This window comes from Anoxybacillus tengchongensis (genome assembly GCF_014201585.1).
Lineage (GTDB): Bacteria > Bacillota > Bacilli > Bacillales > Anoxybacillaceae > Anoxybacillus > Anoxybacillus tengchongensis.
This window is the reverse complement of record NZ_JACHES010000022.1, coordinates 1-7,777: the sequence shown is the minus strand read 5'-3', so window position 1 is coordinate 7,777 and position 7,777 is coordinate 1. Positions and strand designations below refer to the sequence as shown.

Here is a 7,777-nt window from a genome sequence, read left to right as displayed (position 1 = left end):
AGTAATAGAAGTTTTATCATGAATTTTAGGTACTACCCAATAAATAATAATTGCTGGTAATAGAAAAATGGCAGCCACCAAAAATGTTGTTGTTAGTCCAAATTCTAATGCAATAATTCCAAAGATAACACCAGATAGGATTTCTCCTAGGGCACCAACTCCTGAATTTAAAGAAAATAGAGTATTTTTGTAATTATCCGGGAAAAATTTATTTAAATAACTGATAACAATTGGATGTCTAACATCTTCAACTGCTAACAATATTGAAGTTGCGATTGCCCCTAACGGTTTGAAACCTATTGTTAATACTCCTACTAATAGGAGGCTGACTGATTCTACAATTGTTAAAGACATATATGGATTTTTTTCTATTTTTTTCTCTAATTTCATTGTTATTCCTAAGAGAATTAAAGCAAATATTCCTGCTAGTGCAAAGATATAGCCTAGTCCGGTTTCGGAAAAACCCATCTCATTGAGTAAGGGCTGCCAATATCTTGATACCATATCGTAAGTTAAAGCGGTAAAGAATCCAGATAATACAATTAAAAATACTTTTCTTTTATGAAAAACTATTTTTAAACTTTGTTTTAAGATATTTAAAAATGACTCCTTAATATGTTCCTGTTCGTGTTCAATTTTAACAATAGGAACTTTAACAAAAATTGACATCCATATAAACAAGATTGTATAAAGTGCTACTACGATAATAAATGGTAAGAACATATTATAAGAGTATAGGTAACCACTAGTAATACTACCAACAACAATAAATGCAATGAGTATTTGAGTATTTTTCATTACTTCTTTCCCGAATCTCTCTTCTCCTACAACTCTACTCATCCAAGTTTCTAGTGATCCAGAAATGAGTGCATCTGATAGAGCCCATATAATCATAGCTAATATACAGATAATTAATGTATCAATGAAAGGAAAGAAAGCCCATGTTACAACGGAGAGAAAAAAAGAACCCGCAATTGAGAGTTTGATGCCATATCGGTCCGCAAATGTTCCGGATGGTACTTCAAAAATTAACTTTGCTATTTCGAAAATTGTACCTAGCAATCCAATTTGTAGTAAATCATAACCTTGATCCACCAAGTAAAGAATCCATATAGGAGAAAATAATCCCATTGCAAGTCCTCTTAGAACTGCAAAAAATTGAATAGTACGCATACTTATACTCCTCTATTAATTATTTAAAATCTTGTAGAACAATAAGTTCAAAATCAATGGCTTCCTTAAGATATTTAGCGATATTATTGAAATGCAGCTTGACGCTTGGCGTCTCCTTTGACAAGTTTGTAAATTGGGCGTGTCCATGATAAACGCAAACGATGCAACAACTTACGAATGCCTTCACGTGACATCGAAACGCCATAGGTATGTTGTATGTAAGATTGTAAAATACGCGTGTTCCATGATGAAGCAATGCCCCAGCCAGCATCCACAGGTGTAGTAGTTAACACGAGTTGTCTGATTTCTTGTTGTTGTTCTTCCGTCAGAAATGGTACACGACCAGGCGGCAAACGACGATCGAGTAGATGATCGAGCCCACCCTCATTAAAACGCGCAGATTAAAACGTGCAACGTAGAGGACAACGGATTCACGGCACAGATTGACCATTTTTGGGAAATCTGTGCCAATATGACCTTCCATGACGAGACGAACAGTGGTCACCCGAACGCGAAGGGAAGCATCTTTGATTTTCTGTTCTTGTTTCCGAAGTGTTCGAGGCGTCCAACCGTGATCATTTGTAATTTTAAGACGTTTCATGTCCTTTCCGCTCCTTTTACACATGAGTATGTAGGAGCAGGATATCCATGAAAAAAGATGTCCATACAGAAGTTATGGTTTTAAGGTGCATGTATATAGTCAGCATACGTATACAGTTTGGATGATTCTGGCTTCATCGCGTATCCCTCACTTTTTTCACCATTATATCACACCTCACTTCATCATTGACCATTCCGTGTTTTATCGTTATATTATTAAATAGTTAAATAATTGAACTATTTTGACAGGAGGCATGAAGTGTTGGAGAGAAGCATACAACAATTTATTGAACGTTATTTATCCGTTTCGTTTCTTGTTCATAAACGAGGGGCTGCGTTGATGAAATGTGAATTGGACGATATTACGCACGATCAATATTATGTATTGCGCTACATACATAAGCGTGGGGTGTGCACATCGACGGAATTAGCGGACGTATTTGCGGTGAATAAAAGTGCGATTACGGCGATGACGAATCGTCTTGTTGAAAAAGGAATGATTGCACGTGGCAAAGACGAAGACGATCGCCGTATTATTGCGCTTTCGCTTACGGAAAGAGGGAAGGAATGGCTTGTTGAAACAGAACAAAAAATATACGAACTCGTTGAAACAATGATGACAAAGCTTTCGCATGAAGAAATTGAGCAGTTTATTCAAACGTATGAGAAACTAGCGATGATTTTACAAGAAATGGAGGATGGCAAATGAAAACGATTATTCGTGGAAAGTGGGTCGTTTTATTCGCTTGGGTTGTCGCTGCTGCCGTGCTTGTTATGACCGCTCCGAATATGAGTCAACTTGTGCGCGAAAAAGGGCAAATTACCGTCCCAGATGGTTATTCGTCTTCACTTGCAAGCGAATTATTAAAAGAAGTACAAAAGCAAGAAAATAAGGAAGGAGAAATGAGTACCGTCCTCGTCTTCCATCGCAAAGAGAGATTACAAGAAAAAGATTGGAAAGAAATCGAGAAAGCTGTAGAGCAGCTGCAAGGGAAAAAAGAATCGCTCGGTTTAATACAAATCGTTTCGCCGCTTGATGACGGACAGCTAAAAGAAAAACTTGTGTCAAAAGACGGGACAACGGTGCTTGTCTCCCTTCAATTAGAACGAAACAAACGCACCGCAAAAGAAATAAGCACAGCGCTTTATGATGAGATCAAGAATATTGCTGTGCCACACTATTACACAGGCAGTTGGATGATCGATGAAGATGTTGTAGAAAGTTCACAAGAAGGGTTGAAAAAAACGGAAGGTATTACCGTCGTTTTTATCTTAATTGTTTTATTTCTTGTGTTCCGTTCGCTCGTCGCTCCGTTTGTGCCGTTGTTAACGGTTGGATTGACGTATGTTGTGTCACAAGCGATTGTCGCTTTTCTTGTTGATCGTGTTGATTTTCCACTTTCTACGTTTACGCAAACGTTTTTAGTTGCCGTTTTATTCGGAATTGGAACAGACTATTGCATTTTATTGCTTAGCCGCTTTAAAGAAGAGTTGGCGAAACGAGAAGATCGAACTGAAGCGATTATCGCGACGTATAAAACGGCAGGAAAAACCGTTATTTTTAGCGGACTAGCGGTCATGATCGGATTTGCGTCCATTGGCTTATCGACGTTTAAATTGTATCAATCTGCATCAGCCGTAGCCGTCGGTGTCGTTGTGTTACTTGTTGCGCTTGTTACGCTTGTGCCGTTTTTTATGGCTACACTTGGCGAAAAGCTGTTTTGGCCGATGAAAGGCGCGCTTGAACATAAACCGAGCAAATTATGGGATGTAGCAGGTCGTTTTTCTTTCGCTCGTCCGTTATGGGCGCTTGCGATTGTCGCAATCATCACATTGCCGATTTTATTGACGTACGATGGCGAACTTTCCTTTAACTCGATGGCAGAAATCGGAGATCGTTATGCATCTGTCAAAGCGTTTAACATTATTTCTTCTCATTTTAGCGAAGGAGAAGCGATGCCGACGAAAATCGTCATGAAAAATGACGAAGCGATGGATGATGAGCAATATTACTATTTAATAGAGAAAATTAGTCGCGAAGTAGCAAACATTGATGGTGTGAACGCTGTTCGTTCGGTGACGCGCCCGCTCGGAGAGCCGATTGATCAATTGTTTGTCACAAAACAAGCGGAACAGTTAAAAGAAGGGCTTGGAAAAGGAGCGGACGGCATTGGACAAATTCGGTCTGGTTTAAGCGAAGCGAGCAGCGAAATGGCGAAGTCCGCTCCAAAGCTAGCACAGGCGACGGGTGGCATTCGGGAGCTTGTCAACGGAACGACAAAATTGAAAACGGGAATGACTGATTTACAGCAAGCGTTAAAGCAATTAGAAGATGGGGTGCGAAGCGGAGCGATTGGTGCCGCTGATCTTGAAAAAGGATTACAGACGATACAAACGAATATGAAAAAGCTGCATGATGGAGCGGATGAATTGCGAAAAGGATATGAGCAAGCAACCGATGGACTGCATCAATTAAGTGAACGATATGAACAAATTGAAAGTGGATTGCAAGCCATTTCTGAACAGTTGCCGCTTCTTTCTCAGTCGTTAAACCGTATTGAAGAACGTCATAAAGACTTGCGTGAAGATGCGGAGTATGCACATGTAAAGCAAGCTGTTCAACAGATGAGCGCACAAATGAATACGTTATCTGATGCACTTGTTCAAGTGAACGACGCGTTACAAAATGTTCAACGTGGGTTGCAGCAAGCAAATGAATCGTTTGCAACAGTAACAAGGGGACAGCAAGCGCTTATTACGGGAATGGATCAAGTGGTCGTTGGACTTGGAAAGCTTCGTTCCGGATTAGAGCAAGCAGCAAATGGGCAAGGACAGATCGTTCAACGATTGCCGGAAGTGACAAACGGGCTAGCGAAAGTAAATGACGGTCAACAACAATTGCTTACAGGTTTTTCGCAACTCAATGGTCAAATGGATCAACTCATTTCAGGACTAAATCAAAGCGTCGATGGATTGCGACGAGTAGAAGATGGATTGCACTCCGCAAAACAGTACGTTTCTGACTTAGCGAATGCACCAGACGAAGAAATGGCAGGATGGTATATGCCGCCACAATTGTTGACGAGCGAGGAATTTGCGCAAGCGAAGGAAGCATATATGTCGAAAGACGGAAAAGTCGTAACGTTTGACGTTGTCTTTTCATCCAACCCGTATGAAACGACAACGATGAAAAAAATCGCAGAAGTGAAAGAAGCGATTGCTCGGGCGGTGAATGGCACAAAACTTGAGCATGCGAAAGTAGGCGTTGGTGGTGTAACAAGCATATATTCGGATTTAAATGACATTTCTGCTGCCGATTATGCTCGAACATCGGTATTTATGCTTGCAGGGATTGCGATCATTTTAATTGTTCTTCTTCGTTCGTTTATTATGCCAGCGTATTTAATGTTATCGCTTATTTTAACGTATTATACGTCGATGGCATTTACTGAACTTGTGTTTGTGAATATGCTTGGATACGAAGGAATAAACTGGGCGGTTCCGTTTTTTGCGTTCGTTATTTTAATGGCGCTCGGCATTGACTATAGCATTTTCTTAATGGATCGCTTTAACGAATATCGCGATAAAACCGTTCAAGAAGCGATGCTTGAAGCGATGCGTCACATGGGAACAGTCATTATTTCCGCGGCGATCATTTTAGGAGGAACGTTTGCGGCGATGTATCCATCTGGTGTATTATCGCTATTGCAAATTGCGACGATTATTTTAACAGGTCTTTTCTTATATGCACTTGTCGTTTTACCGTTATTCATTCCGGTGATGGCAAAAACGTTTGGACGGGCGAATTGGTGGCCATTTATGAAATAAGAGCGGGTGTCGATGCCCGCTCTTTTGTGATATAATGTGAAAAATAGTTGTTGGAGTGAAACGAAGTGAGAAAAATGAATATGTCTGAACTAAACGATTGGATTTTTTCACGCAAAGGAAATGTGGAACGAGATATATTAAAAGATGGAAGAGAGCAACATGTACGTTTACGTCCACGCGACAAAGAGGAAATGCGTATATTAGATGAATTATGCATAAAACGATGGAAAAAAGCGGAGCAAGAAGGAAAAATTAAATATTTGAACGAACGAGTGTGGTATTATGAATTCGATTAAAGAGGCGAAAGAAAAACTTCAGTCGCTTCGAACGAAAACATCGTTTGAAAAAATGGTTCAAGTTACAGCCATTTTAACGAAGCTGTTGGAGCCACATCGCATACGTCCGATTATTGTTGGCGGGCTTGCGGTTGAAATATATACGCGTGGAGATTACACGACCGTAGACATCGATTTAATTGTTAGTGATCGTGAAAAAGCGGGACAATTGCTTCGTCAACTTGGTTTCACTCCGTCAGGAAGACATTGGTATCATGATGAATTGTTTGTTAGTGTGGAAATCCCAAATGATATGTTAGAAGACGCTGATGATGATAAAGTAATTGAGTTGAAGTTAGAGGATGGGTTGCATGTATATGTCATCGGAATTGAAGACATTATATTAGATCGCCTGCGCGCATGTGTCCATTGGAAATCGAAATCAGATTGCGAATGGGCAAAAAGAATGGTTCTTCTCCATAAAGAGCGATTAGATTTCACATATATGAAACAAATGGCGAAAAAAGACGGAACAAGCAAACAACTGAAGCAATGGTTTTAGATGAGAGCGGGTGTCGATGCCTGCTCTTCTTTTCGTATATCTTTTCATGGATCTGCGAATCGTGGTAAGATAAAAGGTAGAATTTTGCCGAAACGGGAGATCGGATGAATGGGGGAAATAGTTTGGCGGAGCAGAAAAAAACGCGCATTACGGTAGATATATACGGACAGCAATATTCGATTGTCGGAACAGAAAGTTCAAGTCATATTCGGCTTGTTGCTTCCATTGTTGATGATAAAATGCGTGAAATTAGCGCGAAAAATCCGACGCTTGATACGAGTAAACTTGCTGTATTAACGGCTGTAAATATCGTTCATGAATATATTAAACTAAAAGATGAATACGAACGCCTTTTGCGAAAAATGAATAAAGAAAAGGATGATGACAGCGATGATTGATTTGCTCATTTGTTTCATCCTTCTTATGGGACTGATGATTGGATTGAAACGAGGGTTTATTTTGCAATTCATCCATATGACAGGTTTTTTAATCGCGTTTATCGTTGCATATCACTATTATGATCAACTAGCACCAAGACTAAAATTATGGGTGCCGTATCCGAGTTTCGGTGATGGCGAAACGATGAAATTGCTCATTGAAAGCACAAATTTAGATGAAGCATACTACCGTGCGATTGCGTTTGCTGTTTTATTTTTTGTTGCAAAAATTGTGATGCAAATGATCGGTTCGATGTTAGATTTCGTCGCTCAGCTGCCGCTTTTAAAAAGCGTCAACCGCTGGGCAGGTGGAGCGCTTGGATTTATGGAAGTGTATTTGCTTTTATTTGTGCTTTTATATGTGAGTGCACTTGTTCCTGTTTCTGCAATTCAACAACCGCTTCACAACTCATTCATCGCTAGTTTCATCGTCAAGCACACACCGATTTTATCAAATTTCGTGAAACATATGCTTGTACAATATATGGCGTAAAAACTTCTCCGTTTGAGAGAAGTTTTTTCGTCGAAAGGAAGGGAATGAGATGGAAAAAAATAAAAAAGAAGCGATTCGTTTGCTTGAAACGATCGCTTTATATATGGAAATTAAAGGAGAAAATCCTTTTAAAGTATCCGCCTTTCGTAAAGCAGCTTCAGCGCTAGAGCGTGATGAACGTCCCTTGACCGACATTGATGATTTGACGTCCATTGCTGGTATCGGTAAAGGCACAGCCGCGGTTTTACAACAATGGTTGCAGACGGGAACAAGCGATGTGCTTGAACAGTTAAAAAAAGAAATTCCAACAGGGTTATTTCCACTTTTAAAATTGCCGGGACTTGGCGGTAAAAAAATTGCTAAACTGTACCATGAGCTAGGCGTGACCGATATAGAAACATTAAAAGAA

The 7,777-nt window shown here is 39.9% G+C and carries 9 protein-coding genes and 1 pseudogene; 7 read left to right on the top strand and 3 right to left on the bottom strand.

Annotation, left to right across the window (positions count from 1 at the left end; translation table 11 throughout):
- The 3 genes from HNQ82_RS14365 to HNQ82_RS14795 form a co-directional block, all read right to left on the bottom strand.
- On the bottom strand, positions 1 to 1,173 hold a 1,173-nt coding region (locus tag HNQ82_RS14365), incomplete at its 3' end, for an MFS transporter (RefSeq protein WP_183250456.1).
- A gap of 83 nt (positions 1,174 to 1,256) precedes the next feature.
- Entirely contained in the window at positions 1,257 to 1,526 is a 270-nt protein-coding gene (locus tag HNQ82_RS14800) for a winged helix-turn-helix domain-containing protein (protein ID WP_425486275.1), read from the bottom strand.
- Complete coding sequence (locus HNQ82_RS14795; RefSeq protein ID WP_425486274.1) at positions 1,499 to 1,774, bottom strand: hypothetical protein; 276 nt, start codon at positions 1,772 to 1,774, stop codon at positions 1,499 to 1,501. The genes HNQ82_RS14800 and HNQ82_RS14795 overlap by 28 nt, the downstream gene beginning before the upstream one ends.
- 261 nt (positions 1,775 to 2,035) lie before the next feature.
- On the opposite strand from HNQ82_RS14795, the gene HNQ82_RS14355 reads away from it, so the two are divergent.
- The 7 genes and pseudogenes from HNQ82_RS14355 to HNQ82_RS14325 form a co-directional block, all read left to right on the top strand.
- Positions 2,036 to 2,482, top strand: a complete 447-nt coding sequence (locus HNQ82_RS14355; protein ID WP_221261193.1) for a MarR family winged helix-turn-helix transcriptional regulator — start codon at positions 2,036 to 2,038, stop codon at positions 2,480 to 2,482.
- Complete coding sequence (locus tag HNQ82_RS14350) at positions 2,479 to 5,601, top strand: MMPL/RND family transporter (protein WP_183250453.1); 3,123 nt, start codon at positions 2,479 to 2,481, stop codon at positions 5,599 to 5,601. The genes HNQ82_RS14355 and HNQ82_RS14350 overlap by 4 nt, the downstream gene beginning before the upstream one ends.
- Before the next feature lie 74 nt (positions 5,602 to 5,675).
- Positions 5,676 to 5,897, top strand: coding sequence for a hypothetical protein (locus HNQ82_RS14345; protein ID WP_221248163.1), 222 nt, complete (start codon positions 5,676 to 5,678; stop codon positions 5,895 to 5,897).
- Positions 5,884 to 6,438 carry a DUF6036 family nucleotidyltransferase gene (locus HNQ82_RS14340; RefSeq protein ID WP_183250451.1) on the top strand — a complete coding sequence of 185 codons (555 nt, stop codon included), beginning with the start codon at positions 5,884 to 5,886 and terminating at the stop codon, positions 6,436 to 6,438. The genes HNQ82_RS14345 and HNQ82_RS14340 overlap by 14 nt, the downstream gene beginning before the upstream one ends.
- Before the next feature lie 122 nt (positions 6,439 to 6,560).
- Positions 6,561 to 6,836: a cell division protein ZapA gene (gene zapA / locus HNQ82_RS14335; protein ID WP_041637971.1), complete on the top strand. Its 276-nt coding sequence runs from the start codon at positions 6,561 to 6,563 to the stop codon at positions 6,834 to 6,836.
- Positions 6,829 to 7,368, top strand: a complete 540-nt coding sequence (locus HNQ82_RS14330) for a CvpA family protein (RefSeq protein ID WP_032100274.1) — start codon at positions 6,829 to 6,831, stop codon at positions 7,366 to 7,368. The genes zapA and HNQ82_RS14330 overlap by 8 nt, the downstream gene beginning before the upstream one ends.
- 49 nt (positions 7,369 to 7,417) lie before the next feature.
- Positions 7,418 to 7,777: pseudogene (locus tag HNQ82_RS14325) on the top strand (DNA polymerase/3'-5' exonuclease PolX); the annotation flags it as partial.

Excerpts from the sequence above, each read along its gene's own strand:
- HNQ82_RS14340 (WP_183250451.1), top strand. The coding sequence starts at position 5,884 with ATGAATTCGATTAAAGAGGCGAAAGAAAAACTTCAGTCGCTTCGAACG.
- HNQ82_RS14795 (WP_425486274.1), bottom strand. The coding sequence starts at position 1,774 with ATGAAACGTCTTAAAATTACAAATGATCACGGTTGGACGCCTCGAACA.
- HNQ82_RS14350 (WP_183250453.1), top strand. The coding sequence starts at position 2,479 with ATGAAAACGATTATTCGTGGAAAGTGGGTCGTTTTATTCGCTTGGGTT.
- HNQ82_RS14345 (WP_221248163.1), top strand. The coding sequence starts at position 5,676 with ATGAATATGTCTGAACTAAACGATTGGATTTTTTCACGCAAAGGAAAT.
- HNQ82_RS14330 (WP_032100274.1), top strand. The coding sequence starts at position 6,829 with ATGATTGATTTGCTCATTTGTTTCATCCTTCTTATGGGACTGATGATT.